This is a genomic window from Bradyrhizobium sp. TM102 (genome assembly GCF_009176685.1).
Classification (GTDB): domain Bacteria; phylum Pseudomonadota; class Alphaproteobacteria; order Rhizobiales; family Xanthobacteraceae; genus Bradyrhizobium; species Bradyrhizobium ottawaense.
The window spans coordinates 2729679-2756282 of the sequence record NZ_AP021855.1; the positions used below are offsets into that span (position 1 = coordinate 2729679).

At 62.2% G+C, this 26604-nt stretch carries 32 protein-coding genes and 2 pseudogenes; 20 read left to right on the forward strand and 14 right to left on the reverse strand.

Annotation, left to right across the window (positions count from 1 at the left end; all coding sequences use genetic code 11):
* Positions 1–9: 9 nt before the first annotated feature.
* Positions 10–270, reverse strand: coding sequence for a hypothetical protein (locus GDN70_RS12830; RefSeq protein ID WP_028142631.1), 261 nt, complete (start codon positions 268–270; stop codon positions 10–12).
* A 261-nt stretch (positions 271–531) separates the two neighbouring features.
* Here GDN70_RS12830 and rocF point away from each other — a divergent pair, with 261 nt between their 5' ends.
* From rocF to GDN70_RS12865, 6 genes are all read left to right on the forward strand, one after another.
* Positions 532–1509 (forward strand): arginase, encoded by a 978-nt coding sequence (gene rocF, locus GDN70_RS12835; RefSeq protein ID WP_028142630.1) that lies wholly within the window; start codon positions 532–534, stop codon positions 1507–1509.
* 286 nt (positions 1510–1795) lie between these two features.
* Positions 1796–2134: a hypothetical protein gene (locus tag GDN70_RS12840; protein WP_028142629.1), complete on the forward strand. Its 339-nt coding sequence runs from the start codon at positions 1796–1798 to the stop codon at positions 2132–2134.
* Positions 2135–2261: 127 nt separating this feature from the next.
* A complete protein-coding gene (locus tag GDN70_RS12845) occupies positions 2262–2606 on the forward strand; it encodes a DUF1236 domain-containing protein (protein WP_152102602.1) in 345 nt (114 codons plus the stop codon).
* Positions 2607–2711: 105 nt separating this feature from the next.
* A complete protein-coding gene (locus GDN70_RS12850) occupies positions 2712–3161 on the forward strand; it encodes a hypothetical protein (protein WP_097668450.1) in 450 nt (149 codons plus the stop codon).
* A 256-nt stretch (positions 3162–3417) separates the two neighbouring features.
* The gene (locus GDN70_RS12860; RefSeq protein WP_097668452.1) at positions 3418–3927 is read left to right on the forward strand and encodes a PRC-barrel domain-containing protein; all 510 of its coding nucleotides are present in this window, start codon (positions 3418–3420) and stop codon (positions 3925–3927) included.
* A 268-nt stretch (positions 3928–4195) separates the two neighbouring features.
* A complete protein-coding gene (locus tag GDN70_RS12865; protein WP_028142626.1) occupies positions 4196–4480 on the forward strand; it encodes a hypothetical protein in 285 nt (94 codons plus the stop codon).
* Positions 4481–4544: 64 nt separating this feature from the next.
* Here GDN70_RS12865 and GDN70_RS12870 read toward each other — a convergent pair whose 3' ends face one another.
* The 4 genes from GDN70_RS12870 to GDN70_RS12885 all read right to left on the reverse strand — a co-directional run bounded on the left by GDN70_RS12870 (position 4545) and on the right by GDN70_RS12885 (position 7479).
* Positions 4545–5831 carry an NRAMP family divalent metal transporter gene (locus GDN70_RS12870; protein ID WP_028142625.1) on the reverse strand — a complete coding sequence of 429 codons (1287 nt, stop codon included), beginning with the start codon at positions 5829–5831 and terminating at the stop codon, positions 4545–4547.
* Positions 5832–6084: 253 nt separating this feature from the next.
* Positions 6085–6270: a hypothetical protein gene (locus GDN70_RS12875; protein WP_028142624.1), complete on the reverse strand. Its 186-nt coding sequence runs from the start codon at positions 6268–6270 to the stop codon at positions 6085–6087.
* A 236-nt stretch (positions 6271–6506) separates the two neighbouring features.
* Entirely contained in the window at positions 6507–7133 is a 627-nt protein-coding gene (locus tag GDN70_RS12880) for a hypothetical protein (protein ID WP_028142623.1), read from the reverse strand.
* Between the two features lie 25 nt (positions 7134–7158).
* Positions 7159–7479, reverse strand: a complete 321-nt coding sequence (locus tag GDN70_RS12885; RefSeq protein ID WP_028142622.1) for a hypothetical protein — start codon at positions 7477–7479, stop codon at positions 7159–7161.
* A 420-nt stretch (positions 7480–7899) separates the two neighbouring features.
* Between GDN70_RS12885 and GDN70_RS12890 the strand changes: the two genes are divergently transcribed.
* Positions 7900–8121: a hypothetical protein gene (locus GDN70_RS12890; RefSeq protein WP_028142621.1), complete on the forward strand. Its 222-nt coding sequence runs from the start codon at positions 7900–7902 to the stop codon at positions 8119–8121.
* Positions 8122–8322: 201 nt separating this feature from the next.
* Here the strand turns inward: GDN70_RS12890 and GDN70_RS12895 are convergent, their stop codons facing one another.
* Positions 8323–8517, reverse strand: a complete 195-nt coding sequence (locus tag GDN70_RS12895; protein WP_131233116.1) for a hypothetical protein — start codon at positions 8515–8517, stop codon at positions 8323–8325.
* A 126-nt stretch (positions 8518–8643) separates the two neighbouring features.
* Between GDN70_RS12895 and GDN70_RS12900 the strand changes: the two genes are divergently transcribed.
* The 3 genes from GDN70_RS12900 to GDN70_RS12910 all read left to right on the forward strand — a co-directional run bounded on the left by GDN70_RS12900 (position 8644) and on the right by GDN70_RS12910 (position 9978).
* The gene (locus tag GDN70_RS12900) at positions 8644–8871 is read left to right on the forward strand and encodes a hypothetical protein (protein ID WP_028142620.1); all 228 of its coding nucleotides are present in this window, start codon (positions 8644–8646) and stop codon (positions 8869–8871) included.
* A gap of 433 nt (positions 8872–9304) precedes the next feature.
* Positions 9305–9553: a hypothetical protein gene (locus GDN70_RS12905; RefSeq protein WP_028142619.1), complete on the forward strand. Its 249-nt coding sequence runs from the start codon at positions 9305–9307 to the stop codon at positions 9551–9553.
* A 155-nt stretch (positions 9554–9708) separates the two neighbouring features.
* The gene (locus GDN70_RS12910; protein ID WP_028142618.1) at positions 9709–9978 is read left to right on the forward strand and encodes a hypothetical protein; all 270 of its coding nucleotides are present in this window, start codon (positions 9709–9711) and stop codon (positions 9976–9978) included.
* Here the strand turns inward: GDN70_RS12910 and GDN70_RS12915 are convergent.
* From GDN70_RS12915 to GDN70_RS12925, 3 genes are all read right to left on the reverse strand, one after another.
* Complete coding sequence (locus GDN70_RS12915) at positions 9972–10178, reverse strand: hypothetical protein (RefSeq protein ID WP_028142617.1); 207 nt, start codon at positions 10176–10178, stop codon at positions 9972–9974. The genes GDN70_RS12910 and GDN70_RS12915 overlap by 7 nt on opposite strands.
* Complete coding sequence (locus GDN70_RS12920; RefSeq protein WP_028142616.1) at positions 10175–10375, reverse strand: hypothetical protein; 201 nt, start codon at positions 10373–10375, stop codon at positions 10175–10177. The genes GDN70_RS12915 and GDN70_RS12920 overlap by 4 nt, the downstream gene beginning before the upstream one ends.
* A 335-nt stretch (positions 10376–10710) precedes the next feature.
* Complete coding sequence (locus GDN70_RS12925) at positions 10711–11175, reverse strand: GNAT family N-acetyltransferase (RefSeq protein WP_152102603.1); 465 nt, start codon at positions 11173–11175, stop codon at positions 10711–10713.
* A 172-nt stretch (positions 11176–11347) separates the two neighbouring features.
* Between GDN70_RS12925 and GDN70_RS12930 the strand changes: the two genes are divergently transcribed.
* From GDN70_RS12930 to GDN70_RS12940, 3 genes are all read left to right on the forward strand, one after another.
* Positions 11348–12127 (forward strand): DUF4261 domain-containing protein, encoded by a 780-nt coding sequence (locus GDN70_RS12930; RefSeq protein ID WP_028142614.1) that lies wholly within the window; start codon positions 11348–11350, stop codon positions 12125–12127.
* An 88-nt stretch (positions 12128–12215) separates the two neighbouring features.
* The gene (locus GDN70_RS12935; protein WP_081494332.1) at positions 12216–12968 is read left to right on the forward strand and encodes an imm11 family protein; all 753 of its coding nucleotides are present in this window, start codon (positions 12216–12218) and stop codon (positions 12966–12968) included.
* A 415-nt stretch (positions 12969–13383) separates the two neighbouring features.
* Positions 13384–15021: an AHH domain-containing protein gene (locus tag GDN70_RS12940; protein ID WP_152102604.1), complete on the forward strand. Its 1638-nt coding sequence runs from the start codon at positions 13384–13386 to the stop codon at positions 15019–15021.
* 232 nt (positions 15022–15253) lie between these two features.
* Here GDN70_RS12940 and GDN70_RS12945 read toward each other — a convergent pair.
* Positions 15254–15494, reverse strand: a pseudogene (locus GDN70_RS12945) (transposase); the annotation flags it as partial.
* A gap of 413 nt (positions 15495–15907) precedes the next feature.
* Here GDN70_RS12945 and GDN70_RS12950 point away from each other — a divergent pair.
* Entirely contained in the window at positions 15908–16660 is a 753-nt protein-coding gene (locus tag GDN70_RS12950; protein ID WP_028142611.1) for a hypothetical protein, read from the forward strand.
* 118 nt (positions 16661–16778) lie between these two features.
* On the opposite strand, the gene GDN70_RS12955 is transcribed toward GDN70_RS12950, so the two are convergent.
* The 3 genes from GDN70_RS12955 to GDN70_RS12965 form a co-directional block, all read right to left on the reverse strand.
* On the reverse strand, positions 16779–18314 hold the full coding sequence (locus GDN70_RS12955; RefSeq protein ID WP_038947878.1) for an FAD-dependent monooxygenase: 1536 nt from the start codon (positions 18312–18314) through the stop codon (positions 16779–16781).
* Between the two features lie 241 nt (positions 18315–18555).
* The gene (locus tag GDN70_RS12960) at positions 18556–18900 is read right to left on the reverse strand and encodes a response regulator (RefSeq protein ID WP_028142609.1); all 345 of its coding nucleotides are present in this window, start codon (positions 18898–18900) and stop codon (positions 18556–18558) included.
* A 150-nt stretch (positions 18901–19050) separates the two neighbouring features.
* Positions 19051–19251: a hypothetical protein gene (locus tag GDN70_RS12965; RefSeq protein WP_038947879.1), complete on the reverse strand. Its 201-nt coding sequence runs from the start codon at positions 19249–19251 to the stop codon at positions 19051–19053.
* A gap of 561 nt (positions 19252–19812) precedes the next feature.
* On the opposite strand from GDN70_RS12965, the gene GDN70_RS12970 reads away from it, so the two are divergent.
* Positions 19813–20151, forward strand: a complete 339-nt coding sequence (locus GDN70_RS12970) for a hypothetical protein (protein WP_038947880.1) — start codon at positions 19813–19815, stop codon at positions 20149–20151.
* Positions 20152–20297: 146 nt separating this feature from the next.
* Here GDN70_RS12970 and GDN70_RS12975 read toward each other — a convergent pair whose 3' ends face one another.
* The gene (locus GDN70_RS12975) at positions 20298–21275 is read right to left on the reverse strand and encodes a hypothetical protein (RefSeq protein ID WP_152102605.1); all 978 of its coding nucleotides are present in this window, start codon (positions 21273–21275) and stop codon (positions 20298–20300) included.
* A gap of 359 nt (positions 21276–21634) precedes the next feature.
* Here GDN70_RS12975 and GDN70_RS12980 point away from each other — a divergent pair, with 359 nt between their 5' ends.
* From GDN70_RS12980 to GDN70_RS13000, 5 genes and pseudogenes are all read left to right on the forward strand, one after another.
* Entirely contained in the window at positions 21635–22009 is a 375-nt protein-coding gene (locus GDN70_RS12980) for a M23 family metallopeptidase (protein WP_271594980.1), read from the forward strand.
* A gap of 272 nt (positions 22010–22281) precedes the next feature.
* A pseudogene (locus GDN70_RS35795) lies at positions 22282–22854 on the forward strand (phage terminase large subunit); the annotation flags it as partial.
* Positions 22855–23305: 451 nt separating this feature from the next.
* On the forward strand, positions 23306–23734 hold the full coding sequence (locus GDN70_RS12990) for a GNAT family N-acetyltransferase (RefSeq protein ID WP_038971974.1): 429 nt from the start codon (positions 23306–23308) through the stop codon (positions 23732–23734).
* A gap of 240 nt (positions 23735–23974) precedes the next feature.
* Positions 23975–25243, forward strand: a complete 1269-nt coding sequence (locus GDN70_RS12995; RefSeq protein WP_028142603.1) for a CaiB/BaiF CoA-transferase family protein — start codon at positions 23975–23977, stop codon at positions 25241–25243.
* Positions 25244–25394: 151 nt separating this feature from the next.
* Positions 25395–26600, forward strand: coding sequence for an acyl-CoA dehydrogenase family protein (locus GDN70_RS13000; protein ID WP_028142602.1), 1206 nt, complete (start codon positions 25395–25397; stop codon positions 26598–26600).
* The last annotated feature ends 4 nt before the right edge of the window (positions 26601–26604 follow it).

The following is a 26604-nucleotide window of genomic DNA, read 5'->3' on the forward strand; positions in this document are numbered from 1 at the left end:
AGGCGGCTTCTATCGCCGCCGCGCGACCGCGACCCCGAAGAGGAAAGCGACGAACAGGCTCGCAAGCGGCGCCTCGCGCGTGATCGCTGCGACCGTCGCGAGTGCCCCGCCGGGCTTGCGCGATTCCTCGACTGCGGAGGTCAGACGATCGACCGCTGCGTGCAGGCCTCCCGCGACTTCGCCTACCGTGCGGGAGACGTCCGCCGCAGTATCGATGGCACGTTCGGCCATGCCGGGTTGCGAGGTGGATTCCGGTATCTCCGTGCTCAACTGCGCGACCTCCAGACCTGACGATGGGCCGGCACCTTTGGCTATCCGCGCGAGCGCTCGTTCTGAACAGCGGGTCTTGATGACCTTTGGCTATCCGCGACAGGCGCCGTGGTTTACGGCGGGTGCCGGCCTTGGATGGGCAATTCAGCGCGCGGGATTTTGTTCCGAACGATAGGACGTCCACGGCGGACCTTCCCCGGGAAACGACGGGTGCGAATCTCTGTTAGGCTGGCGGTGGCTCGTTGATGTCAGGAGACAGCCGTGACCGATCGGACCGTGACGGATCGAGGCCGGCGCATCGCCTTGCTCGGCGCTCCCATCGACATGGGGGCTTCGCAGCGCGGCACCTTGATGGGCCCCGCGGCGCTGCGCACCGCAGGCCTTGCGACACTGCTCGAAAGCCTGGATTTCGAGGTCGTCGACTACGGCGATCTTTCCGTGGCCGAAGTCGGGGACCTCACCGACAGGCCGCCGGAAAGGGCCAATCACTACCGCGAGATCCAGCGCTGGACGCGCGTTCTGAGCCAACGAGGCCATGAGATCGCGAGAACCGGCGCGCTGCCGATCTTTCTCGGCGGCGATCACACACTGTCCATGGGTTCGGTCAATGCCATGGCGCGTCATTGGCAGGAGCGTGGACGCGAGCTGTTCGTGCTCTGGCTCGATGCCCATGCCGACTACAACACGCCGCAGACGACGATCACGGCGAACATGCACGGCATGTCGGCCGCGTTCCTGTGTGGTGAGCCCGGCCTCGAGGGCCTGCTCGGCGACGATCCGCGCGCTTCGATCACCCCTGACAGGCTCGATTTGTTCGGTGCGCGCTCGATCGACAAGCTCGAGAACGAATTGATGCGCGCGCGCCGGATCAGGGTCGTCGACATGCGTCAGATCGACGAGTTCGGCGTCGCCGTCTTGATCCGGCGCGTCATCGAGCGGGTCAAGGCGAGCAACGGCGTGCTGCATGTCAGCTTCGACGTCGATTTCCTCGACCCGTGCGTGGCGCCGGGCGTCGGCACCACGGTGCCGGGTGGAGCGACCTATCGCGAGGCACACCTGATCATGGAGCTGTTGCACGATTCCGGCGTGGTGGGATCGGTCGACATCGTCGAACTCAATCCGTTCCTGGACGAGCGCGGCCGGACCGCGCGCACGGCGGTCGAACTGATCGGCAGCCTGTTCGGCCAGCAGATCACCGACCGACCGACGCCGAGCAACGCGATCGCTCCGGGCGAGTGATGCCGTCGCCTTCAAAATTAGGCAGGAACATTCCCTCGGTTGCCAAGTTTTCCCGATGCCCTTCCCCAAGGGCGACCCCGTATGGCCTCAGCTCGAACGCCCCCGATATCCCCGCGAGCTGGGGCCTTTTTTCTGCTCCGGCAGATTGGATATCGATGGTGCACGCAGGTCTCTCTCGTTCGCGGCGCTTCAGTATGTTCGTCAGAGAGATCGGCTGGTGACCCGGCCGGAACTTTGCCGACATAACACCGTTCCCGATGTGCGGGCGCGAACGTAGGCGGACACCATGAAATGGATGCTTGTGGTCCTCGTGGGTGGCGTCGCCCCCGTCAATACCGATCTCGTATTCGACAAGTTCAGTGACTGCCTGTCCGCCGAAGCGCAAATGCGACAGCACTACTCCGATGCGTTCGATGCCTGGGACCGTGTGGCCGCCGCAAGAATCGACCGGCGTAGCGACTACAGGAAGGCCCGCGATCTCGAGGCGAAAAAACTGCTGAGCAACGTGGGCACCTGTGTGCCACACGGCGGGGGAGATTCTGTTGCGCCGGCGGAGCAGCCCAAGCCGCCCGCCGCACCTTCGCAGCAACCCGCTGCGCCGCCGCAGCCGACACCGCGACCTTAGCGAACGCCGCGCGGGCCCTTCGGCCAAATTGGGTCCTGCGACGTCGGGAAAAAGTGGCAACATCTTTGGAACCTTGTCATCGGTCCCTGGGTTCTCGCAAGCCGCATCCTGCGGTGAGGAGATACCCATGAAGAAGCTGATGCTGACGTGCGCGGCTGCTGAGCTGATCTCGACCGGCGCGCTGGCGCAGTCGACCGTCGTCACCACCACCGGCACCGGCCATGCCGCCGCCGTGCAGATCGAGCCGGAATACCGCACAAAGATTCGTACCTACGTGACCGAACACAAGGTGCGCCCGGTGCAGACCCGAGAGAAAATCGTGGTCGGCCAGCCGGTGCCGCGCGAGGTCGAGCTCGAGGCCGTGCCCGCCGATTGGGGCCCCTCGCTCACCAGGTACCGTTACGTCTACTCGGGCGAACGCGTGATGCTGGTCGATCCGTCGACGCGCACGGTCGTCCAAGAGATCGACTAAGTCCCGGGAGGCGGGTCGCTGAGCAGGCGGCCCGCCTCCCGCCAGCCCGGCCCCGCCCAATACCTCACCCTTATTCTTGTTTCTTATTCTTGTTTGCGAGCGGTCATGCCGATCATTCGATATTTCGTCTTCGTCGGCGGGCTCCTGCTGACCTTGCTGTTCGCTGCCGACCGGTACTTGCCGGCTCCCGGCGAGCCTGCAGCGATGGCAGATCCTGACAGAACCATCATCCGGATCACGTCGGCAAGAAGATTACCGGAGAAGATCGTATTCGATACGCGTCTGAGCGCCGATGTGTTCGATACGCGTCTGAGCGCCGATGTGCCGAAGATCGCCCAGGCAGATCCAACTCCTGAAGAACCTCGGCAGCAAATGCGTGAAGCCATGGCCGCCATGCCTGCAGCACCGTTCGACCAGATTAAGAAAGAACCGCCCGCGCGAATCTCCGCAGAGGCCCGTCCGCATCCGAAGCGCTCGGCCAAATCATCGAAAAGGGCATCCGAGCGACGGCTTGCCTTCGAGCGGCACGACCCGTTGTCCGGCGGATGGTGGTGAGCGGAAAACTTCGCAAGTGATGTAAAGGAAAAGGCCGCGCCCATAATGGCGGTGGTGCCGATGCCAGTGGCGCCGAACGACCGGATAAGATCCGCCGTAATAGGCGTAGGCGGGGCGCGCGATGCGGCGATAGCGATAGCCGCAGGAAACAGGCGCTGTGAGCCGCCGCCCGAGTGCCCAACCGGGAACAAGTGGAACATTCACGCGTTGGCGGGCGGCATCCATCTGGATGCTGGTTCACTGGAGGAGACGATCGATGAAGACTATTTTTGCCGCAGCTCTGATCACCAGCACTCTGATCAGCGGCGCTGCGTTGGCGCAATCCACCCCGCCTGCTGATCGAGCGGCTCCGGCGGCCGCCGCACAGCCGGCCGATAAGATGATGCTGAAGGACAATTGGCGCGCTTCGAAGCTCATGGGCCTGAACGTCTATAACGAAGCCAACGAGAAGCTCGGCGACATCAACGAACTGCTCGTCGACAAGAGCGGCAAGATCAGCGCAGTGGTGATCGGCGTCGGCGGCTTCCTGGGAATGGGCGAGCACGATATCGCCGTTTCGATGGACAAGCTGAAGTTCGTCGAAGAGCCGGTCCGGACCAGCTCCACCGGCACTTCGACCACCTCCCGCGAGACGACGACCGGCGCGGCTTCGACCAACGCCACGAGCCGCAACACCAACGATTGGGTCCCCGATCACGCCGTCATGAGCGGGAACAAGGAGCAGTTGAAGGCGCTCCCGCAGTTCAAATATTCGGACTACAACTGACAGGACGAACGTTATCGAGATCGAGGGCCTCCATTTGGAGGCCCTTTTCATTTGGCCCACACCGGAGCCGCTTGCAGCGGTGCTTCACACTCAGCCACGTGTATTGAAGCTATTCACTCGGTTCGGCAATGCGGTGCCGGGCCGGGTCGATTTCCCGACCGCAGGATCGTGGCCTCTGCAGGCTGGAACCGCCCGTCCCGAAGGAGGCGGGGAACCGGGAGGGGCGCCATTGAATTAACCCTGCATGAGGACAACAGCGGATCTTTCGATGACAAACACTCGTTTCGCGAGCTCCATCTCTGCCGCCCTCCGCCATCCCGGTGTGATCGCGCTGATCGTGGCTGGCGTGACGATTGCGGCAATGCTGATTGTCGATCACGGCCCCTGGAGCCGCGCCAAGACCCAGCCGGCCCATATTGCGATGTATGCGACCACGGGAGAAGCGGCACGGGCCGCCGGTGCCGCGGTGCTCCCGACCAACCCGAAATCACCGATCGAGCCGTCACGGCCGGGACCCAAGACGTCGCCGACCGTCAACCCCGTGACGCCGTAGCTTCGCTGCTCACGATGAGTGGAGCCGCCTCGCAGATCTCGGCGGCGTTGTCGCCGCTCTAACCTCAGCCGATCACCGACGAGCCGAGCAAGGCGAGCACGGCCAGCGCCATCAGCGCGGTGCCGAGCCAGCCCAGCGCGATCAGCCATGACCGGGCCCTGAAGCGGCCCATGATCGCGCGGCTCGAAACGATCAGCATCATCATCGCCATGATGGGCACAGCGACGATGCCGTTCAGCACTGCGCTCCACACCAGCATGTGGATGGAGTCGATGCCCGTGAAGCCGAGGCCGAAGCCGATGATGGTTGCCGCGGCGATGATGGTGTAGAAGCCGGCGGCTTCGTCGGGCTTGGCCTCCAGCGTGGCACGCCAGCCGAAGATCTCCGCGACGCCGTAGGCGGCCGAGCCCGCCAGCACCGGGATCGCGAGCAGGCCCGTGCCGATGATGCCGATCGCGAACAGCGCGAAGGTGAAATCGCCGGCCAGCGGCCGCAGCGCTTCGGCCGCCTCCGTTGCCGAATTGATCTTGGTGACGCCGTTGGCATGCAGGACCGACGCGGTGGTGAGGATGATGAAGAAGGCGATGCCGTTGGACAGCAGCATGCCCGACAAGGTGTCGATCTTGATGCGGTCGAGCTCGTGGGTGCCTCCGCGCTTGAGCTCGCGCAACGGCTTGTCGCGCTCGCCCTGATTCATCTCCTCGACCTCCTGCGAGGCCTGCCAGAAGAACAGATAGGGGCTGATGGTGGTGCCGAGCACGGCCACGACCATCATCAGATAATCGGCGCTGACATCGGCCTTGGGCCACACCGCGGCGAGCAGCGCCGTGCTCCACGGGATCTTGACGGTGAAGGCGGTCGCGACATAGGCGAACAGCGCCAAGGTGAGGAATTTCAGCACCGGCGAATAGCGGCGATAGGGCAGGAACACCTGGAGCAGGGTCGAGCCCGCCGCGAAGATCAGCGCGTGCTCGTGGTTGAGGCCGCCGATGACGAGCGAGAGCGCCTCGGCCATCGCGGCGATGTCGGCGGCGATGTTGAACGTGTTGGCGGCAACGAGCATGGCGACCAGGCTCAGCACCGCCCAGCGCGGCGCGAGCTTCATGACGTTGGCGGCAAGTCCCTTGCCGGTGACCCGGCCGATCTGCGCGCTGACGAGCTGGATCGCGATCATGAACGGTGTGGTCAGAAATACCGTCCATAGCAGCCCGTAGCCGAATTGCGCGCCGGCTTGCGAATAGGTGGCGATGCCCGAGGGATCGTCGTCGGCAGCTCCGGTGATGAGGCCCGGCCCCAGCCTTTGCAGCAACGTCGGCGCGGATTTCGTCGGCGTGAGAGCGCGGTCGCTCATGAACGGGGTCCTCGTCGGGGCAGATGCTTTCACAGCAAATGCTAATCAGGGAACGAAAGTTCCTCGCCGCGCAGGCGTCCTATCTATTTCTGATAATGCTAAATCGACTTGACTGTCGGGCAAAACAGGTATAGATTGCCATCATCGCAAAAATTCCCGCAGCCCAAATTCTCGCAAGCTCAAGTCAGTCCGCGAGGCTGCTTGCCGCCGGCGGCGGGCCTTTGAACGTTGGGGATGAAGGACGTCCGTCGCGCTACTTGACGCTAACGAACATGCCCCAGGCAGCGGCCAGTGCGGCGCCGGAAAAGACGATCAGCGGATTATCGCAGAATGCGCTGCCATAGCTGCACATGGTGACGCCGAACGAGCCGATCTCGTGATGGCTCGCGGAGTAGAACAATCCCGACAGTACCAGCAATGCAGCGGCGACGTAGTACATGGCAATCTCTCCGACGCTTTCCCGATTGCATTCGCGCAAGCACATGTCCCAGCATGGCGCGAAGAGATTTCATTTCGCCAAATCCGCTTTGCTGCATTTGAGTTAAAGTTTGATCTGTCGGGCAAAGCATCCGCAGGATGATAGAATCGGGACGTGATAGCGCTGCGCTGACGGCGCATTCCCATCAAAAAAGGCCCCGCGTCGCGGGGCCTTTGTCGTGGCGGGTGTGGGATGGCCTATCGCCGCGTGCCCACGCCGTAGAGCTCGCGCTCGCGGCCGATGTCCTCGGGAGACAATGGCGGGCTTGCGGCATCGAAGTCGCTCCAGCCGGCTTTCTGCCAGGCCGCGCTGCGATCCTGCAGGTTCACTGACTTCTCGTGGAGAAGCGCATCGAGGCGCGCGCGGTCCTGGTCGGGCACCCTCGCGGACACCAGCGTGCCGCCGCGGCGAATGCCCTCGGCATAACGCGAGGCATCTTCCTTGGAGACGCCGGCCTGCGTCAGGGCGCCGACGATGCCGCCGGTGGCCGCGCCGGCAGCGGCGCCGACGGCGGTCGAGGCGAGCCAGCCCGCCGCGACGACCGGTCCGAGGCCGGGGATCGCCAGCAGGCCGAGGCCTGCGAGCAGGCCCGCCGCGCCGCCGAGGCCGGCGCCGATGCCGGCTCCGGTCCCGGCGCCTTCAGCGCGATCGTCGACGCCGTCGCGATCGCGGTCGACCTTACCGGACCGCGAGCCGTACCAATTGTCCGAATTGTTGGCGACGATGCTGATATCGGAATGCGCCACGCCGGCGCCTTCGAGCCGGGTCACTGCGCGTTCGGCATCGGAGTAATTGTCGTAAAGACGTGAGATGGTGACGGTCATTGTGAGGTCTCCTGGCGATTGCTTGTTACTTGGTGGGGTTCACGTTGCCCTGGAAGTCCAGGCTGACGTCGGTTTTGGTGCCGGCCTTGTCGGCCTTGCCGCGCCAGACGCCCTCGTTGTCCTTTTGCAGGCCGGAGACGTTGGAATATCCCGCTTCTTCGATCTTCGATTTTGCCTGTCCCTCGGTGAAGCTGTTGCGGCCGGCGACCGGCTTGTTCGAGTTGTTCTGGTCCGAGCTGTTGACGGCGTTGTTGCCCGGCCCGCTCTGGGCAGGCTGTGGCTGCGCGCCAGCGGGTACCGCTCCGAGCAGCAACATGGTCGTGGCAAGTAGAGTGAGACGTCGCATTTTTTTGTCCTCCAGCAGGTGAATGTGCCGGCGACAACAAGTGAGATTCGAATTGGTTGCTTACGTTTGAAGCTGCCGAGTGCCGCAGCCTGTCTCGCGCCAAAACGCGCGGGTGCATCGAACCAGTTTAGGAACGTCTGCCGGTTTGTCCCGTTTATGCGCGCCTTGCGGATGCCGTTGGCAGATTTATTCCAGCCGACGCATCAATTGATACGGCACGAAGGCGCGAGGGGCGGATGATGGCCGGAGCGCGCGCGTTGAGTTGGCGCGCTGGCGGCCCCGGCATTTTCGCTCCCCACGTCCAGCCCCGGAGGTGCCTGGGGTCGCTCCCGTGCTGCTCGGCTGGTTTTCGATTTCGGAACTTCAACTGCGCCGGTCCATTGTCGCCGGTATCATTGAACAGGCGAGACAGCTCCCATCATGCAATCCCGCTACCCGCTGTTGAAGAAATGGACGGCGCAAGACCACGAGCGATTGAAGGCATTGGCCGCAGCAGGCCGGCGGCCGGACGAGATTGCGAGCGAGCTCGATCGAAGCGAAGCGGCGGTGAGGGTGCGTGCCTGGCAGCACGGCATCGCCTTGCGGCTTGTCATTCAGAGGCGCAAGCCGTTGAAAACGGCTGGTTCGAAGGCCCGCATGTGAGCGAGGCGATCTACCCGGATGCGTCGAAGCTCAGGATCCACTCACGACGCCGCCCTGCGCAAGATAGGAGATGACCGTACCGTCCGCCGACGGCTGGAAGTTGTCGAGGGTTGCTTCCGAGACGGTCGAGCATCGCGTTGTCGCAGGCTCGTCGCGCGTGCCGAACAACGGCACGCGGAAGTCATTGGGAAAGCGGCCGCGTCACTTCGACGATGGTGCGTCGGCTTGCGTCCTGGCGGGCTCCCAAGGCGCGGGAAGGATGACGCGGATCGGACGCGCTTCAGTGGTGCCTTGACCAGCGGGCCGGGCTTGCTCCCTGGCAGGCTCGGCCGAAGCCACGGGCAGCAGTGCGACCAGCATGGCCAGCGAGGTCGTCACAAGTCTCACATCCAGCATCGAAGCCTCCGTTTCCGCGTCAACGCAGCCTGCGGGACTTGGTTCAGACGAATGCGGGAACAAGTGGTAATTTTGTAGGTTTGAAGAAGACAGATCCGGATGACCGGACTGCTGGAGGAGGACACGATGAACATCAAGACCATCATTGCCGCTGCCCTGTTGACGTCATTTGCGGCTCCCGCGTTCGCGCAGTCGTTCTACGTGGTGCAGGACGTCAAGACCAAGAAGTGCACGATCACCGAAGCGAAGCCGACGAGCACGGAAACCACCGTCGTCAGCGGCGACACCGTGTACAAGACCAGGACTGAAGCCGAGGCCGGCATGAAGACCGTCAAGGTCTGCACGTCGAACTGAGGAGAAGGACAGATGCCTGTACTTCTGCTTTGGGCCGTCCCTGCCGTGATCGTGATCGGTGGCGGCGTTTATCTGATTGGCCACATGCACTGAACCTTGATGCCGAGGGTGCCTGGCGCGCCCACGGCCCCTCTTGCGAGTGAAGTTGCGCAAGCGTCAAGCAAAGCCCGCGTGGAGCGATCCGCGCGGGCTGATTGTATATGAACCGCTCTCCGAGAGCCCCCGACGAAACACGGCTGAAACATTGCTGAAACCAGATCGTCCTGAACTCCGCGCCCGCTCGTGCCGACCAACGGAGCGAAGAGGAGAGACAATCATGATCCAGATCGGTTCGAAGGAAGAAGTCGCGTTCCTGCTGGCGCTGTTCGGCACCCACACCCAGCCGGTGAAGCGGCCGAAGCCGAAATCGCAGCAAAGGTGAGAGGCTGAACCCATGCCAGGTTTGGCCGAATGCCAGAGCCTGCTCAGGCTCCTGATCGCCAGGGGCGATCCCAAGTCCATCCCGCTCGCCAAAGGCGCCATCGATCAGTATTTGAACACGGCGCCGCTCAGCGCCCGCGGCCGCGGCCTGCGCGTGCTCCAGCGCGACGCACTCGACCAGCACGATGTGGCGGTCGGCGTGCAGCGCTCGTTCGCCGAGACGGTGGATGCCTATATCGAGCACAAGCTTGCGGAAGAGTAGGGCGCTGCGCAAGCAGGCATGGTCCGTGTCTTGCCGGATCGATCCTTGCCAGCGTTCCTTGGACGGTGTTCCCGGAACCCGTTGATCCCCAGCGAATTTTCGTCTTATTGGAAACCTTTGCCGTTCTCGGGCCTAATACGGCAAAGGATGCAACAATGCCGCGTTACTACTTCGACCTTCGCGACGACAACGGAATTGCCCTCGACGAGGAGGGGCTGGAATTGGCAAGCCCGCGCGCCGTTCGGGCCGAGGCCGCCAAGTCGCTTGCCGATATGGCACGCGATGCCGTCCTCTCGGCGCCGCCCACGGGCGGCAGGCAGACGATGGCGATCGACGTTCGCGACGCCAGCGGCCCCGTCATGCAGCTGACATTCTGGTTCGAGATCGAGACTCCGGCATCACGATCGCAATCAGGCGATCATTGACGCGTCAACGACCTCGGCAGCGACTCTTCGGGATCCAGCACGGCGATCTTCCGGCCAAGCTGCCATACCTCGACCTTGCCGTGGCGTGTGAACTGCCGCGCGAAGCTGAGGGCGGAGGAATCCGACGGCGCCTCGAACGCTTCGGCGGAGCGGAAGATTCCGTTCTCGCCGATCAGATAAGCGCGATATTGCTGCATCATGTCGGTGCCCTCAGGCCGGGGGAGCGCAGCCAGGCCTCGATCTGCATGGCCGTTTCGTCCTGCCGGGCCCGGCGCAGCAGCATTTCGCGGCGGCGCCCCGGCGAGAGCGCGCGCGCTTCCTCGCGACAGCGCGTGGCTTCGTCGGCGAGTCTTTCGGTGAGAGTCTTGGTCTGTTTGAAACGACGGCGCGTCAGCATGGCGCTTCTCCCTGTTCGAGGAGGCGGGAGCGCGACTTGGCGTTCTCATCACCGATAAATGCCAAGGGCCTCGCGATGATGAGTGACCCTACGCCGCCGTCGGCGCCGAGTCTGTATCATTTGGTACGCTCGCAAATTAAATTTTCGGGAGAAAATTCAGACGCTTGAGCCACTTACTCAATTTGAGTGCGACACGAAACCCAGGTTCACTTTCGGACCAAAGCCGCCCCTCGGGTCGTTGCAAGACACCACCAAGGCTTGTTTCAAGGCTTTGTCTCAAGAAGCGCCTCCGAAGGAGCCGGCTGATGCGTTGCGGCGTGGCGTCCGCGCGCGGCTCAGGCGCGAAGCGCAAGGTGCAGGAATTGGTTGAAGGCGCTCGCCTGGTAATCGGCGAACGCCTCGCCGTTGACGAAGCCTCGCTTGCGGTACAGCGCCAGCGCCGGCTCGAACGCCGGGCCGCTTCCGGTCTCCAGGCTCAGCCGGGTCAGCCCGCGCGCCTCGGCCTCGCGCACGATGTGGTCCAGCAGCAGCGCCGCGACGCCGCGGCGCAGATGATCGGGGTGGGTCCGCATCGACTTCACCTCGGCGCCGCCGTCGCCCAGCTCTTTCAGCGCGCCGATGCCGACGACGTCATCGCCCTCGCGCACCGACCACACGGTGACATCGGGCACCTGCAGCCCCGACAGGTCGAGCGCGAACACGTGGCCCGGCGGCGAGTTCGCATGCATGCCGGCGAGATGAAGCGCGAGCAGGCGGCGGGTCGGTTCAGAGGTGAGATCGTCGGGGTGGATTGAGAACATGGGGGACCGTTTGGGAGCTGTGCGCCGACACTCGAATTGCGCCCGCACAATATGAAGCACAGAAGCGCTGGTTGACAACGTTCCCGTTTTGTTCTAGATTTCAAAATACTTCAACTGTTGGGCGAGCTAGGCAGAGGATCGCATCTCGTCCAAAAATTTCCGCGGGTCGTCGATGAGTAGCTCCCTTCTCGCTTTGGTCTTATTGAATAATCCGGTGACGCCGGACATGTCAGCGGTTGCAAAGGTCCTTCACGCCCGACATCCGGAGTTGGCAACGGAGACGATGGACGACGGGCGTGCTCAGCAGGCTCAAGCAGACTCGCCGCTCATTCGCTGCGGCAACGAGCTCGTCGCCGTCATGTCGATGCCGGCGCCCATCCCGGACGACGAGGGACTTTGGGCGCGCGCCGCCACGACATGGCCGGAGAGCAAGGCGGTGGCCCTCCGGCATCGAGGTCATGTGATCGTATCGATGCTCGGTAAGAGCGAACAGCCGCTGGTCGCCGCGCGCATCACGACCGCTGTCATCGGTGCGTTGATTGCGACGATGCCTGAGTGTTGCGGCGTGGTCTGGGCGGGCCGGGTCGCGCGGCCTGCCGATCTCTGGCGCGAAACGTCTCGCGATTCATTCGCACCATATCCTAATTACCCCTTTAGGCTATGGGTCGACATTCTTCCGTTCCGGACAGGCGCGAAGATCGCCGCGGTCACGATGGGACTGTCCGCCTTCGTCGGTCGTGAGATCGAGTTCGTGACCGGCAAGCTCACGCTTTCGGCGTTGTTCGACAAGGTGGCTGGGCTTGCCGTGTATCTGATCGAGCATGGCAGCGTGGTGAAGGACGGCGACACGATCGGCGCAAGTGCGAGCGAACGGATCCAGGTGCGTCACAGGAATTCCGACGCGTTTGGCGGGCTGCCGGTGTTTTACTGTGTGGATGAGTTCAAGCACTGATGTAGATGAGCGACTTACCATCGGTACTTGCCGCCAGATTCGTTGCCCGAGACCGAAGGTTTGACACGTCGGGCAAAACACATGCAGAATGGCATCATCGGAAGAGTCCGATAGCTCGCGGGAAGCCGCGGGCTTTTTTGTTGAGCAGTCGATCGTGGTCTCCGCCGCGCGTCATTGCGGGCACGCTTTTCAATGGGTTCAAGTCATGAGTGACGATAAAGCAATTTCTGCTGCAAAGCGGCCCAGAGCGCGAAAACGCCGCTTCTACGAAATGGGTCCCGATTTTAACGGAGGGCGACCGGGCTTTTGGGTTGCGGACGAGAGCGTCCTTCCCCCCCACAGAGTATATCGTCTGCCCGCTTCTACACCGCCCGTGCCTTACATGTTTGATAAATCCGATGGCAGTCTGCCCTATGACCTGGAGGTCTGCTTTCGCTGGTGGCTCGTTTCGGACCGGACAAAGGCTGTCTTCGAGCGGGTTGATCCGGAGGCATTTGTGTTTGTGCGGTGCGACGTGCGAGTGCCGCAAGGTCGCTATCATGGACCGGACTATTGGCTCTGCGATGTTGTTCGCGTCCTCGACGCGCTGGACGAAACGGAGTCCTGCTTGCGCATCGGTGTCCGGGACGATGTTCGCTACATAGACCACGGTCAGAAATACTACGGGTTCATTCCCGGCTACAAACTGGTCTTCAGAGAGGCCGCGATCGGTAACGCGCACATCTTCCGCATGGCCTACGACGAGGCGACTGTCATATGCGATCAAGAGTTCAAGGACGCTTGCAAGTCGGCGGGGCTGAGGAGAATTCGGTTTCGCGATCCCTCAAAAAGCCGATATTGATTCGCGCCATCCTGAGAAATGAAGTCTGTTCGCTGGTGGGCGGCAGTGCATACTCGGAACAGGTGAGAAACGCCGGCCGCCTTGGCTTCAACGATGACCAGTTCAGACTTAGCGATTTCTGCTAGCGGACAAGGCTGGCGCCTGCGAGCGGATGGCGGCGGGGCGCGCCAGTACTTCTTCCCGATAAAATAGAACGAAATAAAGCCCACGCTTTGGGGCCGGTAATCAATTCGCGCTCCATGGGCGTCGACTGCGGGCGGTCTGATCGAGCGATCGCCTGCACGCCATAGTACTTCAGGAAAATTGCAACCTTGTTTGACGAACGCGCGGGCGTTCCCGCCGCGGCAGCGCTTGCGCGCCTAATCCACTCACCTTGCCAGCTCCCATACTCAATGAAACCCCTTTGTGAGGGTGCATGTCGATTTTTTTCGATCACCACATCATTCCAGAGCGCTTTAGAGACTACCCCGCGTTTCGCGGTATCGACAAGAAGACGTTCGATATCGACGCGCCCGCAAACCGAATCTATTTGCCAGCAAATCGGGAACTCGCTGCAAAGTTGGAGGTGTCGCCCCATCCGAGCAGACACGTGGGGCCGTATGGCGACCTCATTTGTAAGAGGCTCAAAGAGATCGCAACGATCGGGAGTCCGGCCGAGCGACTTGTGGAGATCAAGACTCTTATCGATGCTATGCGCGTTGGCTTCCTTAACGGCCATCTCTACACCAATGTGCCTATCGGTAAAACACAAGAGGAAGTCTACCAAGGGGTCGAGAAAGTTTTGACGGACCCCAAGGCTTACCGCGATCAATACCCGGATCAATTGAGGACCATCAGAGATGTCGAGCGAAGGGGAGCGGACGCCGGTCAGGACCACCTGATCAAATGGCTGCTCTACCTGGACGATCCGGAGCGGCAGAAACTGATAGATGAGGCAATTGCTCGCAATCCTGACGTCAACATCACCGCTGGCAATCGCGACCTGCGCGGAACGAATTGGTCCAAGTTCGAAGCGTTGGATCCCTCTTCGGACCCTTTTCGCGTACCCGGCTCAACATCGGCCAACCCGAGCGACTTTCCGCCGCTGCCGGGCTACAGCTCACCTCCGCGTGCCGGTCTGAACGAACAGGAAGGGTTTGCGCGAAGTGATCCCCGCTTCACACGTGCGCTGCCACCGTTTCCCACGCTAGATCCCAACGAACGGATCGGTCAATTGCCTCCGACAACGGTCGCTCCATCAGATCCGCTTGTGCTCCAGTCCGATCCGCACTCCGGAGTGACGTATCCGTACTACGAGAATCCGTTGGCTGGAGGCGCATCTCCGGAGCGTGATGTTCTTCCTTTGTTGGCCGGAGGGGCCGCCCTCGGCTTAGCGGCGCCTTCTATCCTCCCCTGGCTGTTCGGTATTGGAGGCATCTTGGCGGTCACGCGAACTGCCAACGCGCAGGAGAGTAGTTCCGGCGGCACGATGGGCGCGGCTACTCCTGGCGGAGGAGTGTTCTCGACAGGAGCGCCGCCGCTCAACATCATCGGCAATGGACTTAACGTCGACAGCGCGGCCAGTGGCCGCGGCTCTTCGGCTTCATCGACATTTGGGCGGCAGGTGGGCGGAGCTTCCTCGATCGATCCAGAGACTCGCGCTAGCACTTTTGCAGATCGCTTTGGCAGCTGGGCCGGCACGCCAGACGGCACTGCACGTGCCGAGCCGGCAAACGTGGATAGATTACCAGACGCTCCTGCAGGCGGATCGGTCGCGCCCGAAAACGTTCGGCGCCTCGCCCGCGTCAATGAGTCCAACGCGGGCAGCGTGTTCACGTCCGGCAGTGCGCCGGTCCCGCATCTGCTGCCTTCCACGGAATTCAACGAGCGGTTCGGCAACTGGACCGTGCCGACCACTGGCAGCGCGCAACCGCAACCCAGCAAGCCAATCGGTCTATTTGCCGACGAGCCGAGCTACGTCATTCCACCCCCGATCTTCGGAGTGGACGGTCCAGGCAATCCGCATAGTGACGCTGAGGAGTGGTTTTCGCGGTGGATACGGCCGTTGCTTTGACCAGAGTAAAGGTTGCGGAGCGGCGAGTATGCCGTCGGATCGTTCGTTTGACACGTCGGGCAAAACACCGGCAGAATAGCATCATCGGAAGAGTTCGGATCGAGCCCGCGGGATGCCGCAGGCTTTCTTTTGGCTGAGCAGTAGGCCGTATATTCATTAAAGAGTGTCTGTTCATGAGGGCCAACCGGAAATCTTCTAGTCGGCCAGAGCATTACTGCTTCTGACCGATTCCGTTGAGGTGAACCTCATCGCACAGGCGCCGCTCTGACCGGATGCCGAAGCAGTAACCAATCAGCAGCATCCGGATCATCAGCTCCGGATCGATCGAAGGCCGACCGATGTTGCTGTAGAAAGGTGCCAGGTCCCGCTTGATCTCTTGAAAAGTCGACAAACCTGTCGATCGACCTGAGCAGGTGATCGGCGGGAATATGCTTCTCAAGTGAGAACTCGTAGAACAAAGCGGCCCGGCGCATATAATGCCTGGCCGGAATCCCTGCGCTTATCACCGGAGTAATTGGCCTTTTGGCCCGAAGGCGAGGTTCGGGCGGCGTCCTCCGTTGTCGGCTCGTTGGGTAGACCGGAAGCAACCGGCCGACCTTCCAAGCAGCGCCAGTGACCCGTAGCAGACTTTTGGCATATTGAGCGGATGCAGCCACATTGCTATGCTTCGTTCACATCGTGCCTTAGGTCTGATGGGCAGGCTTGATCAGGCTTACGGACTGCAGCCTGCAATTTGGAAATTGGAATTCTTGAAGCCATAGGCCCCGCCTCCGGACGCATTTCAAAATCGGCCGGGGAATGTTCATGGACGTCATTTCCCTCCGTTCTTCCCCTTGACTCGGAGGCGGGCTTTTTCTGTCAGCTTGATCGAAAAAGTGATTCCGCCATGTCCATTCCAAAAAACATAACCCAATGCACTTCAGTCAATCGCCACAACAGAAGCACGGCGTGCCACTACTTAGTTGTTTTAATGCTTTCAGTTTGCATCCTTCAGCTCGCAAGCAGTACGGCGCAGACCCAGTGCGCAGCTCGCGATGTTTTGGAGAGACAGCTGAAATTCAAGACACGCGCGTCCGAAGCGCCTCAACGGCTTATTGAATCCGAGCGTGACATTGCGATATGGAAGACAATTGCAATAGGCACGTTCGCCGACTCACTTAAGCTGCGCGATGCACTGGACAGCATGCGATGCAGTGTGGGCAGCCAAGCGGGCGAGATCCTTGCCCGACCGTCCTTTATTACTGCTTCTCAGAAGACAGACATGGAGCTTGCACTCGTCTCCCCGACGCAACTTGGGTTCACGAGCGATAGTGTGACGTTAGCTGACCTTTACTCACGGGCTCGAAAACTCGGCCTTGAACTCGCACCGGCAGAGGTCGGACCACAATTGCGCATCCAATATTTCGACCAGCCCGTGGGCGAGTTCCTCATCATCGGAATGGAGCCGATCATGACCTGGAGCGGGGACCCGATTATTCTGAATGTAGCAAATGGCGGCGCCGGATTGATCCTCATCGGCCAAGACGGTAGAGCCGAAGCCGAGATACCTGCCACGTCTCGGATCGTTTTTGCGCGCTCGCATAAACTTGCGGCCAATACCAATCTCGTCGATCAAGCTGCTGCAGTTCCGCGCGAGTAAGGAGGGTGAACTGGCCCATCGGCGACCTTCAAATGATGTCCGCTGTTTGTGCTCCTCTGGAGAGACGAGCGGACATCAGGGGCCGCCGAACCAGGCGCCCAATTCAGGAGTACGGGCGCTACGCCGCCGCAGGCGGCCCGAACCACCGCAGCAATGTCTCCTCGAGCGCGTGTTGGTTCTCGTTTCCGACCCAGGCCACGTGGCCGTCGGGCCGCACCAGCACTGCGTCTGGCGCAGCGACCTGCCCGATGACCGGAAGCTCCCACACGCCATCGGTGCCGGCGTCGACGACATTGATGCAATCCACCCAGGGCGTTGCGGCAATGCCGCCTCGCTTGCCAAAATTGAGCAGCACGCCCCGCGCTCCGTGCAGCAGCGTGAACAGTTTCAGCTTCCGTCCTTCGACCGTCAGATCGAGATCCGGCATGCGCCGCCCCAGCAGCGCGTGGCCTTCGCCGAGATCGTAAGCGATGTCGAGCCCGCTCATCATGGCGCCAAAACGTCTGCGCGGCTCGTCCATGCCGAGCAGTTCGGAGACGGTGTCGCGTGCGGCCTTGAGGCCGTCGTCGCCGCGGCGGAGCAGAGCGATCTGCGCCATGGTGTTTCTGAGCACGCGCGCGCCGACGGGATGGCGCTCGGCGTGGTAGCTGTCGAGCAGGCTGTCCGGCGAGATGCGATGGACCACCTGCGCCAGCTTCCAGCCGAGATTGACGGCGTCCTGCACGCCGATGTTGAGGCCTTGCCCGCCGACGGAGTGATGGATATGCGCGGCATCGCCGGCCAGCAGCACGCGTCCTTTGCGATAGGTCGTGGCCTGCCGGGCCGCATCGGTGAAACGGGAGATCCAGGCGGGATTTTGCAGTCCGAAATCGGTGCCATAGACTGCGACGAGGGCATCGCTGAGATCGCGCAAGGAGGGCTCGCCGGTGCGCGTGAGCATTGCTTCCGTCACGACGACCAGCACGCGGCCGCTCTCGGTCTTGCTGAGGCCGTGAAAGCCGAGCGCATCATGACGCAGGCCCCACGCCGGCGCCTCGCGCATCTCGACCTCGGCCATGAGATTGCTCAGCGTCGGTGAGGTGCCGGCAAAATCGATGCCGGCGGCCTTGCGCACCAGGCTGCGACCGCCGTCGCATCCGACGAGATAGTCTGCGCGCAAGGTCTCGCCACCGGAGAGCGTCACGTCGATGCCGGTTTCGTCCTGTGCGAAGCCCGTGAGCTCGACATTGCGATAGATCGGCACTTTGAGCTCTTCGACCCAGTCCGCCAGGATGCGCTCGATGTGGCTCTGCCGCAGCGCCAGACCGTAAGCGTGCCTTGTGGGGAGGTCGCTGATGTCGAGCCGCGTCCAGGCAAAGCCCGCGAGCTGGACGATCTGTCCCTCGCGCAGGAAGCGATCCGCAACGCCGCGCTGATCGAGGATCTCGATGCTGCGGGCATGCAACCCGCCGGCGCGCGTGCCGACGAGATCCTGGCTCGCGCGCCGCTCGAGGATGGCGACATCGACCTTTGCGAGCGCGAGCTCGGCAGCCAGCATCAGCCCGGTCGGGCCGCCGCCGGCGATCACCACGGCATGGTCGGGCGGCATCTGGTTCCGCGCGTCGGCTCCCTGTGGCTGACGGCGTGAACGGGACGTCGGAAGCAATGCAGGCATGTCGTGACCCCTCGGCTGGTTGCTTTGGATGTTTCCTGGGTCGGGGGTTCTACGGCAGAGGCGGGGACTTGAAGCAAGCCCGTTGCGCACCACATATTGAGTTGGGAGGAGGGGCTTCCTCTTCCGCGTTCGCCGCGTTGACACGTCGGGCAAAACACCGGCATGATGGCATCATCGAAAGAGTTTGGTTCAGCCCGCGCAGAGCGATCTGCGGCGGGTTTTGTTTTGCGGGATTGGACGGTCAGCAGACGCCGGTGGTCCGCTGCATGATGTCGGCGAGCTCCTCGAACGAAAACGGCTTCCTGATCATCGGAAGGCCGCCGCGCCGGGGCTCGCGACCCGACAATTGCAGCATCTTCAGCTCCGGGCGGACGCGCTTGGCCAGCTCGGCCAGTTCATGACCATCCATGCCGGGCATGTTGATATCGGTGATGAGGATGGAGATGTCCTGGTTCTGCTCGAGCCGGCCGAGTGCATCCGGGCCGCTTTGGGCGCTGATCACCTCGCAGCCGAGATCTTCCAGCATGCCCACGATCACGTCGAGGACGGCGGGATCGTCGTCAACAACCAGGACAGTGTGGCTCATCGCAGGAACATTCCTTCTGACGAAGCATTCAACGCGCCTCTCGCCGGATAAGTTCCAGCAAAGGCCCGGCTGGCGTAAACGGATGTCGAGACTTCGGGCAAAACATCGGCAGAACGGCATCATCGAAACGCCCGCCGGGCGCCGGTCCGCCTAATCGTCCTTCGACAAATCGCCGGGTTTGGCGGGAATGTCGATGGTGCCGCCATCGCCGTGCACGAGATCGCGATTGCTCTGCTTTGTCTGGCCGGCGTCTACGATGATCGCCTCCTGCGGCTCGCGCTCCTTGTCGATGCGCGGCTTGGCTCCGGGCAATTCTCGCGATGTCTCTGGTGACGTCATCTCGAATGTCATCTCACCGATCCTCCTGATCGGCTAACTTTCGCCGGGCCGGTAAGTTCGTTTGACGCGTCGGGCAAAACACCGGTATGTTGGCATCATCGAAAGAAGTTTGGTTCAGCCCGCGCGGAGAATATCCGCAGCGGGCTGTTTCATTTCAACGGGGCTTTGACACGTCGGGCAAAACACCGGCATAGTGACATCATCGAGACGAGTTTGGTTCACCCGCGCGGAGCACATCCGCCGCGGGTTTTTTCGTCTCGGTTTTCGAGATCGGACGGCGGCGGCGCATTACGGCCACGCACTCGTCAAACCTGGAGCGCCGATCGGCGCGCCGTCGTCCGTACCATTGCCGGCCGTGCACGCGCGAACGTGCCGGCCCGCGGCGCTGGGGCCAATTGCCCGCGCCGCTGCGGTCTCCGGAAGACACGGAGATAGGGTTCGCGCCCGAAACGATCGCGCCTCGCCTGGCGCGATCTGCCGCGCATTTTCTTCGCTGGGAGGATCGATGACTGCCTATCTGATATCGCTCGCGCTCGCGGGCCTGGTCGCAATCGTGCTGTGGGAGATGCTGTCGTGAGCGAGGATACGGAATGCGAGCTTGCAAGCGAGCCGTCCCCCAAGCCCGCGGCCAGGAAGACGTCGAGGGCGCGGAGCCTGACCGAGATCCGCTCGCTGGCGCGCAGCCACACCAGGACGGCCCTCAGGGTTCTCGTCGGCATCATGCGCAGCGATGACGCGACACCGGCCGCGCGCCTTTCGGCGGCCAACGCCATCCTGGATCGCGGCTGGGGCAAGGCCGCACAGCCGATCGAGAACGGCGAAGACGGTGCGCCGGAATTGGTCCACCGGGTCGAGCGCGTCATCGTGCGTCCGGAAGACGCCGTCGAGGGCGATGCCGGTCCGAAGGCCTGAGATGCCGGATATCTCGATCTGGTGTTCGCTCGACCTTCGTTTGGTGCTGGGGTGGAGAATGCGGCCGAGAGAACGCCATCCTTGCTTATCCTTGGTCTTTCGTAAGTGCCCCTTTGCCCGACCTAAACACTCCAATACCGACGGTCCTAGTTCTTGCTCTGCTTGCTGGTCCGGCGCTGCCCGGCATAGGCGCGCTGCACCTGGTCGCTGCAATAGGACAGGTGTCGGCCATCGCCGGTGAAGTGTCCGTTGTTGATGATCCAGAGGATGACGGTCTTGTCGTCGATCTTCTTGAACATCAGGTTCTCGCGTTCCGGAGTCGTGTCCACATTCTGTACGCTGACGGCGTCCCTGTCTGACGCCGGCTGCAATGTGCAGTCCGCGCCGATCCGGACCGTGTCGGGAAGCTGAACCCGGGTGCGGAAGATCTCGCACTTGTTCGAGGCCGTGACGATCGACTTCCTGGCGAACGCAACGATCGTGTCGCTGAATTTCGCGCAACGTTCCTCGAAGTCGGCCCCCACTGCAGCGTAGACGCCATCTTGCGGATGAGCGCTCTTGAGAGTGAGCTCCAGTTCGGCCTTCCGCTTGGCTTCCTCGGCCTTCTGCTTGGCCTCTTCCTTGGCTCTCAGCGCGGCCTCAGCGAGCGAGCGCTGAGTCTTCAGAGGGCAGTAGGCCGCACGCCAGGGAGGATCCTTGAGCTTCCCATTCAGGCTCTTTTGGACGGAGATCGCCGACGTATCGAGCCGTTTGATGAACATGATCTCGTTGAATTTTCTGCTCTCCCAGTTGGGGTCGCGAGGGTTAAGGTTCTGCGCCAGATTGTAATCGTCGCAGACCATGTCAACCTTCAGCGCGCCTGGGCCAACATCGGTGATTTTCTTGACGTCGCAGACCCATTCGTAACCGCTGACCGACTTTTCGCCGAGATCGATCGTAAGGCCGCCGCTGTCATCGCAGTTCGACTGGAAATCCTTGCCGGGTTCGGCGTAGACGCCGGCCTTGGGACGCCATTTGTCGAATGTCGGAGCAGGCGGTTCCTGCGCGAAGCCAGGAAGTGCGAGAGCGACCAGCGCAGCCGCGGAGAGAGGCTGGCCGATTGCGCGACGAATAACCCTGTTCACGTAAGCCCCCTCATTCCCGGCGAATGCGGCATGTCTTTCACGAAGCCACCGCGCGCGAAATAGTTAGTGGATCAGCGAGAGTTGAGCAAGCCGTCGCCCGCCAGCGAAACGGTGAGGACAGCTGCTTGTCAATTCGCGTGAAGCTCTCGCGCTCTCAAAAGGATTTTCAACATGTGGGACGACATGATGCGACGTATTCTTCAACCTGTCGAGGGCATCTCGCCTCACGTTACGAGTCCATACGGCGCGGCGACAGGCAGGCCCCGCGGATCAAGTAACCCGCACGGGGCATCGATTTCAATTATGTCGGTGGTCAAGAGGCGCGGCTGAACACGAACCACCCGGAATTGCGGTCTCCCGTGAATGGCGTCGTTGAGCGCGCCGGTGATGATCAGTGGGGGACGATTTCGATCAGAGACAATAGCGGCTTGCGGCACCAGATCCTGCATACCAACTCTCGGCACGTGAAGGTCGGCGATGTGGTTGCAGCGGGTCAGGTGATCGGGATGATGGGCAATACCGGTCTTTTCGATAAGAAGGCAATCCAGGGCAGCACCACGTCCATTATCAAATCAAGGATCCCGCAGGTAATGTTCTCGATCCCGGTGCGTTTGCCGATGCGCTGGGACCGTTCGATCCAATTCCCGCGCCGGCTTACATTCCCGGGTATCAGCGGTATCTGCAAAACGCGGATATGGTGCCGGGGACCCGTCCCGAAGATCTGCGGGTTTTGAGGAGGATGCCTGCCGGAAAATCGGGTCGATCTGCCTTCAACTCGAATGGTCCCGTACCGGTGCCCGCTACTCCGCCCGGCGCTTCGTTTCCGTCTTCGGCACAAAACGACTTCGAAGGACGATACGGAACCTGGCCTTCGCTTTCCAGAGGCGGCGTTCCTGTTGGTGTCAATCAAACTCAGCAAGGGCAACCTGAAACTCCAAACACCGAGGACTGGTCCGCGATGTGGCGCAGGCGCACCGGCCTGCCCTAGGGCGAGCGAGCGCATCCATTGTCTATCCTGAAAATTCCGACGGCCAAGATCTTCGAGCCGCTGCTGAAACCTACGCGCTACAAGGGCGTCTATGGTGGACGCGGCTCGGGAAAGTCGCATTTCTTCGGCGAGCTCCTGGTCGAGACCTGTCAGGCCGAGCGCGGCACGCTCGCGGTCTGCATTCGCGAGGCGCAGCGTTCGCTGGCGCAATCTTCCAAGCGTCTGATCGAAGGCAAGATCTCGAGCCTGCGCCTTGGCCACGGCTTCAAGCTGTTCAGTGACAAGATCGAGACGCCCGGCGACGGGCTCATTATCTTCCGCGGGCTTCAGGATCACACGGCCGACTCGATCAAATCTCTGGAGGGATTTCGCATCGCCTGGATCGACGAGGCGCAATCCTTGAGCGCGCGCAGCCTCGCGCTGCTGCGGCCGACGATCCGCGCCAAGGACTCCGAACTCTGGGCGAGCTGGAATCCGCGCCGCAAGAGCGATGCAATCGACGACTTTCTGCGCGGGCGCAAGCCCGACGGAGCCATGGTCGTCAAGGCGAACTGGCGCGACAATCCCTGGTTTCCGGACGTGCTCGGGGAGGAGCGGTTGCTGGATCAAAAGCTCTACCCCGAGCGCTACGATCACATCTGGGAGGGCGAGTATGCCCGCGCCTTCGAGGGCGCCTATTTCGCCTCGCTGCTGTCGGAGGCGCGTGCCGGGGGGCGGATCGGAAAAGTCTCCGCCGATCCTCTGCTTCCGCTCCGTGCCTTCATCGACATCGGCGGAGCCGGTGCTGCGGCGGATGCTTTCACGATGTGGATCGTGCAGTGGGTGGGCAGCGAGATCAGAGCTGACTTCCAGCACCTGCGGCGCTGGCGAATAAGCGTGGAACAAGCGCAGAGCTACACCTTCAAGGCGGTGATCACAGTCATTGCGACCGGGCTGATGGGTGCGGTCTGGCTCGGTGTCAAGGTCGTGCTGGGCAAGTGAGCCTCGACCGCTACGGAGTCGCAGGTCGCGCACTCCCGATTACCCCGCCAATAGGTATTCCATGTACAGAATTCGTATCGTCGATGCGGACGATGATGAGACTGCCGAGATTCTCGGCGATTTGCACCGGCTGACATTCTTCGCTGGGGCGGCCCTGCCGCAGTTCGAATCGGGGTCGTGGTGGCTCGCCTATCACGATGATGACGCGGTTGCCTTCGCCGGCGTCGTGCCGTCGACGCACGCGCGAAGAAGTGGATATTTTTGTCGGGTCGGCGTCTTGCAGCGGCATTGGGGGCGGGGACTTCAACTCAGGCTGATGCGAGCGATCGAGGCGCGAGGGCGGCGTCTGGGATGGGACAGCATCGTCTCCGATACGACGGACAATCCCGTATCTGCCAATAATTTCATCCATGCGGGTTATCGGCTGTACGAGCCCGAATCGCCCTGGGCCTGGTCGCATACGCTTTATTGGCGAAAGTGGCTGCGCTGAGCAATTGGAGTGGTTTCCCGTGATGCGGAACGTGACCTTCTCGGACTAGAATTGCTGCGCAGGATGCGCGCAGCCTCCATACGCTCAAATATCTAACGGCCCGGCAGCTTGACGCTGCCGGGCCGTTTTTGCGTTTCAAGCGAAGCGAGCGAGGCCCTTGCGAAGTTGGCGGCGCCGGGCTTTAAGTTTGCTCTTGCAGGAAATTCGGCGGCCATAAGCCGATGTAAGGGAGCGCTATCGATGCCGACCAAGCCTCAATTGCCGGAACGTTCGTCGCGAGCGATGGAAGGGCCGAGTGCGCTCGACGGTCTGCTGGTCATCGATTTCACGCGTGTCGTCGCCGGCCCGGCCTGCACGCAGACGCTTGCCGATTTTGGCGCGCAGGTCATCAAGATCGAAAATCCCGACGGCGGCGACGACACGCGCGCTTATGAGCATGCGGAAATTGGCGGCGAAAGCGCCGCCTATCTCAGCCTGAACCGCAACAAGCGCGGCATTGCGCTCGACCTTGCCGTGCCAGAGGCCCGCGAGATCGCGCTGGATCTGATCCGCAAGGCGGATGTGGTCGTGGAGAATTTTTCGAGCGGGGTCATGAAGAAGTTCGGGCTCGACTATGACGCGGTCGCCCCGCTCAATCCCCGGCTGGTCTATTGCTCGATCTCCGCCTACGGACGCTCCGGACCGTTCGCCTCCCGCCCCGGCTTCGATCCCATCACGCAGGCGGAGAGCGGCTTCATGTCGCTCAACGGATTTGCCGACGGTCCGGCGGTTCGTACCGGCCCTCCCATCGTGGACATGGCGACGGGGATGTCTGCCTGTAACGCCATCCTGCTCGCGCTGTTGGCCCGGGACCGGCTTGGCCGCGGGCAGCACGTCGAAGTCGCCTTGTTCGACGTTGCGATGGGGATGACCGGCTTCTACGGCATGGCGTATCTCATCAATGGCGAAAACCCCGGCCGGTTCGGCAATTCGCCGAGTGGGTCTCCCACCGTCGGCGTCTATGAGGCCTCCGATGGGCCGCTCTACATGGCCTGCGCCAACGATCGGCTGTATCGCCGGCTCGTGGTCGAGGTGCTGAACCGGCCTGATCTCATCACCGATCCGCAGTTTGCCTCGCGCAAGGCCCGTTCCGAGAACAAGGAGCTTTTGCGGGCAGCCATTGCGGAGGTCTTTGCCAGCGATACGCTCGAGAACTGGATGGCGAAAATGAAGCTGGCCAATATTCCGGTCGGCTATCTCCGGACGGTCGAGGAGGGGTTCAATGCGCCAGAGGCTCGCGAGCGCCATCGCTTGAGCCGCATTCCGCACCGTACAGCGGAATGGGTGCCCAACATCGAGCCGCCGATTACCATGAGCCTGACCGCCGCGATCGATCCCGTTGCGGCCCCGCTGTTAGGCGAGCATACCGAGGACGTCTTGCGCAGCATGCTCGGCTATGACGAACGTCGGATCGCGGAGTTTACCCGGAAGGGCGTATTTGGCCCGGGCAAGCCCTCTACTCCGGTTTAAGCCGGAGCCGTCAGTCCCTGGCAACAGGCGTCACGCGGTATGTGAATCGATGCTTCGTGATGCCTGCTGCATTGGCTTGATTTGGTAAGGGGCCGGCCGCATAAATACGCCAAAGTGAGGGAAGCGAATGGCGCCTGGTCGAAAGCCGAGCATGGGTCAGCCCACCGGGCCGGAAGCCGGCGAACGCGCCTATGCGGCGATGATCGCGAAGGCCCGGGCCCTCGTGCCGCGACTACGAGAGCGGGCGGTGCGGACGGAGGAGCTGCGGCATCTCCCGTCGGAAACCGAGATGGACCTCCATGAAGCCGGCCTGTTCCGGATGCTTCAACCGGCACGGATCGGCGGCGCCGAGCTCGACTATGTCGCTCTTGTCGACTGCGCTGAGCTGCTCGGACAGGCGGATGCGTCGGTGGCCTGGAATCTCGCCAATCTGGCGAGCCATCACTGGATGCTCGGCATGTTCGAGCAGAAGGCGCAGGATCTGGTCTGGGGCCGTGATCCGGACGCGCTCATCGCATCCTCATTCATTTTTCCCGCCGGACGCGCCACGCGGGTCGAGGGCGGTTATCAGCTGCGCGGCAGCTGGCCATTCTCCTCCGGGGTTGCCTCCTGCGAATGGAACATGCTTGCAAGCGTGGTCTACTCCGACGACGAGGCCGACGGCATCGAGTATCGCATCTTCCTGCTGCCAAAAGGCGATTACAACGTGCTGGACACATGGAACGTCGCGGGATTGCGCGGGACCGGGTCCTGCGACGTGGAGGTCAGGGATGTCTTCGTGGCTGACCATATGACGGTCGCCGTCGGCGACCTCTCAGGCGGCCCGACGCCGGGAAGCACGGTCAATCCAAATCCGCTGTATGCGCTGCCCGTGTTCTCGCTGTTCCCATACGTCCTCTCCGGTGTCGCGCTGGGGAATGCGCAAGCGTGCCTCGACGATTATACGGAGGTCGCACGTCATCGTATTTCAACCTACAACCGGGCCAAATTGAGCGATTTTCAAAGCACCCAGATCAAGATCGCGGAGGCCTCGGCGAAGATCGATGCCGCGCGCCTGATCATGCGCTCGGCGTGTCTCGATGCCATGGAGGACGCGCGGCTTGGTCACATCCCCGGCATGGCGACCAAGACCCGTTATCGGCGCGACGGATCTTTTTCGGTGAACCTGTGCACGGACGCGGTCTCGATGCTGTTTGCCGCGAGCGGCGCGCGCGGTCTGTTCACCACAGGCGTGTTGCAGCGGCAATTTCGCGATGCGCACGCGATCAACTCGCATCTCGCATTCAACTTCGATGCGGCCGGGACCAACTATGGACGGGTGGCGCTGGGCCTGCCGTCCGAAAATCTCACGCTGTGAGGCC

Excerpts from the sequence above, each read along its gene's own strand:
- GDN70_RS12895 (WP_131233116.1), bottom strand. The coding sequence starts at position 8,517 with ATGCTGGATGTGAGACTTGTGACGACCTCGCTGGCCATGCTGGTCGCA.
- GDN70_RS12900 (WP_028142620.1), top strand. The coding sequence starts at position 8,644 with ATGAACATCAAGACCATCATTGCCGCTGCCCTGTTGACGTCATTTGCG.
- GDN70_RS12990 (WP_038971974.1), top strand. The coding sequence starts at position 23,306 with ATGTACAGAATTCGTATCGTCGATGCGGACGATGATGAGACTGCCGAG.
- GDN70_RS12915 (WP_028142617.1), bottom strand. The coding sequence starts at position 10,178 with ATGATGCAGCAATATCGCGCTTATCTGATCGGCGAGAACGGAATCTTC.
- GDN70_RS12910 (WP_028142618.1), top strand. The coding sequence starts at position 9,709 with ATGCCGCGTTACTACTTCGACCTTCGCGACGACAACGGAATTGCCCTC.
- GDN70_RS12875 (WP_028142624.1), bottom strand. The coding sequence starts at position 6,270 with ATGTACTACGTCGCCGCTGCATTGCTGGTACTGTCGGGATTGTTCTAC.
- GDN70_RS12850 (WP_097668450.1), top strand. The coding sequence starts at position 2,712 with ATGCCGATCATTCGATATTTCGTCTTCGTCGGCGGGCTCCTGCTGACC.
- GDN70_RS12905 (WP_028142619.1), top strand. The coding sequence starts at position 9,305 with ATGCCAGGTTTGGCCGAATGCCAGAGCCTGCTCAGGCTCCTGATCGCC.
- GDN70_RS12880 (WP_028142623.1), bottom strand. The coding sequence starts at position 7,133 with ATGACCGTCACCATCTCACGTCTTTACGACAATTACTCCGATGCCGAA.
- GDN70_RS12860 (WP_097668452.1), top strand. The coding sequence starts at position 3,418 with ATGAAGACTATTTTTGCCGCAGCTCTGATCACCAGCACTCTGATCAGC.
- GDN70_RS12960 (WP_028142609.1), bottom strand. The coding sequence starts at position 18,900 with ATGAGCCACACTGTCCTGGTTGTTGACGACGATCCCGCCGTCCTCGAC.
- GDN70_RS13000 (WP_028142602.1), top strand. The coding sequence starts at position 25,395 with ATGGGTCAGCCCACCGGGCCGGAAGCCGGCGAACGCGCCTATGCGGCG.
- GDN70_RS12840 (WP_028142629.1), top strand. The coding sequence starts at position 1,796 with ATGAAATGGATGCTTGTGGTCCTCGTGGGTGGCGTCGCCCCCGTCAAT.
- GDN70_RS12955 (WP_038947878.1), bottom strand. The coding sequence starts at position 18,314 with ATGCCTGCATTGCTTCCGACGTCCCGTTCACGCCGTCAGCCACAGGGA.
- GDN70_RS12930 (WP_028142614.1), top strand. The coding sequence starts at position 11,348 with ATGAGTAGCTCCCTTCTCGCTTTGGTCTTATTGAATAATCCGGTGACG.
- GDN70_RS12925 (WP_152102603.1), bottom strand. The coding sequence starts at position 11,175 with ATGTTCTCAATCCACCCCGACGATCTCACCTCTGAACCGACCCGCCGC.
- GDN70_RS12950 (WP_028142611.1), top strand. The coding sequence starts at position 15,908 with ATGTCCATTCCAAAAAACATAACCCAATGCACTTCAGTCAATCGCCAC.
- GDN70_RS12940 (WP_152102604.1), top strand. The coding sequence starts at position 13,384 with ATGTCGATTTTTTTCGATCACCACATCATTCCAGAGCGCTTTAGAGAC.
- GDN70_RS12890 (WP_028142621.1), top strand. The coding sequence starts at position 7,900 with ATGCAATCCCGCTACCCGCTGTTGAAGAAATGGACGGCGCAAGACCAC.
- GDN70_RS12865 (WP_028142626.1), top strand. The coding sequence starts at position 4,196 with ATGACAAACACTCGTTTCGCGAGCTCCATCTCTGCCGCCCTCCGCCAT.
- GDN70_RS12885 (WP_028142622.1), bottom strand. The coding sequence starts at position 7,479 with ATGCGACGTCTCACTCTACTTGCCACGACCATGTTGCTGCTCGGAGCG.
- GDN70_RS12935 (WP_081494332.1), top strand. The coding sequence starts at position 12,216 with ATGGCATCATCGGAAGAGTCCGATAGCTCGCGGGAAGCCGCGGGCTTT.
- GDN70_RS12995 (WP_028142603.1), top strand. The coding sequence starts at position 23,975 with ATGCCGACCAAGCCTCAATTGCCGGAACGTTCGTCGCGAGCGATGGAA.
- GDN70_RS12845 (WP_152102602.1), top strand. The coding sequence starts at position 2,262 with ATGAAGAAGCTGATGCTGACGTGCGCGGCTGCTGAGCTGATCTCGACC.
- GDN70_RS12965 (WP_038947879.1), bottom strand. The coding sequence starts at position 19,251 with ATGACATTCGAGATGACGTCACCAGAGACATCGCGAGAATTGCCCGGA.
- GDN70_RS12920 (WP_028142616.1), bottom strand. The coding sequence starts at position 10,375 with ATGCTGACGCGCCGTCGTTTCAAACAGACCAAGACTCTCACCGAAAGA.
- GDN70_RS12870 (WP_028142625.1), bottom strand. The coding sequence starts at position 5,831 with ATGAGCGACCGCGCTCTCACGCCGACGAAATCCGCGCCGACGTTGCTG.